The following is a 1220-nucleotide window of genomic DNA, read 5'->3' on the forward strand; positions in this document are numbered from 1 at the left end:
GATCCACGACGGCGTCCAGGACGGTGCGGCCGACGCTCCCCGGGAAGAGGTGCGCGTACACGGCGCCCAGCTTCGTCCCGTAGGAGAAGCCGAAGTAGTTGAGCCGCTCGTCACCGAGCGCCCGCCGGGCCGCGGCTGCGTCCGGCGTTGGACGGCATCCCGGCCTATGTGCCGGGCCGCGCGGCCAGTGAGGGCACGGTCTCGTTCAAGCTCTCCTCGAACGAGAACCCGTACCCGCCGCTGCCCGGGGTGCTGGAGACCGCCGTGGCGACGGCCGGCTCGTTCAACCGCTACCCGGACATGACCTGCTCCGCGCTGCTCACCGAGCTGGCCGAGCGGCTACGGGTGCCGGTGGCGCACCTGGCGACCGGCACCGGCTCGGTGGGCGTGGCCCAGCAGTTGCTCCAGGCGACGGCGGGCCCGGGCGACGAGGTCGTCTACGCGTGGCGGTCGTTCGAGGCGTACCCGATCATCACCCAGATCTCCGGGGCGACGTCGGTGCGGGTCCCGCTGACGGCGGGCGAGACGCACGACCTGGACGCCATGGCCGACGCGATCACCGAGCGGACCCGGCTGGTCTTCGTCTGCAACCCCAACAACCCCACCGGGACGGCGGTGCCGCGGGCGGCGTTGGAACGTTTCCTCGACCGGGTGCCGAGCGGCGTGCTGGTGGTGCTCGACGAGGCGTACCGCGAGTTCGTGCGGGACCCGTCCGTGCCGGACGGCATCGACCTCTACCGGGACCGGCCCAACGTGTGCGTGCTGCGGACCTTCTCCAAGGCGTACGGTCTGGCCGGACTGCGGGTCGGCTTCGCCGTCGCCCACGAGCCGGTGGCGGCGGCGCTGCGGAAGACCGCGGTGCCGTTCGGGGTGAGCCAGATCGCGCAGGACGCGGCGATCGCGTCGCTGCGGAGCGAGGCGGCGCTGCTGGAGCGGGTGGACACGTTGGTCGCGGAGCGGGAGCGGGTGGAGTCCGCACTCGCGGCGCAGGGCTGGACGGTGCCGGCGTCGCAGGCGAACTTCGTGTGGCTGCGGCTGGGCGAGGCGACGGTGGACTTCGCGGCGGCGTGCGAGGCGGCGGGCGTGACGGTTCGCCCGTTCGCGGGCGAGGGCGCCCGGGTCACGGTCGCCGAGCCGGCGGCCAACGACCTGCTGCTGCGGGTGGCGGCGGAGTTCCGGCGCGACCGGTTGGTGGCGGGCTGAGGTTTCCCCCACCCACC

1 protein-coding gene and 1 pseudogene are annotated in these 1220 nt (G+C 73.9%); one reads left to right on the top strand and one right to left on the bottom strand.

Annotation, left to right across the window (positions count from 1 at the left end):
- A pseudogene (locus E1283_RS36325) lies at window positions 1–127 on the bottom strand (alpha/beta fold hydrolase); the annotation flags it as partial.
- An 8-nt stretch (window positions 128–135) separates the two neighbouring features.
- Between E1283_RS36325 and hisC the strand changes: the two are divergent.
- On the top strand, window positions 136–1203 hold the full coding sequence (gene hisC, locus E1283_RS36330; protein ID WP_132822410.1) for a histidinol-phosphate transaminase: 1068 nt from the start codon (window positions 136–138) through the stop codon (window positions 1201–1203).
- Window positions 1204–1220: the final 17 nt, after the last annotated feature.

The sequence above is a fragment of the Streptomyces hainanensis genome (assembly GCF_004348415.1).
Classification (GTDB): Bacteria; Actinomycetota; Actinomycetes; order Streptomycetales; family Streptomycetaceae; genus Streptomyces; species Streptomyces hainanensis.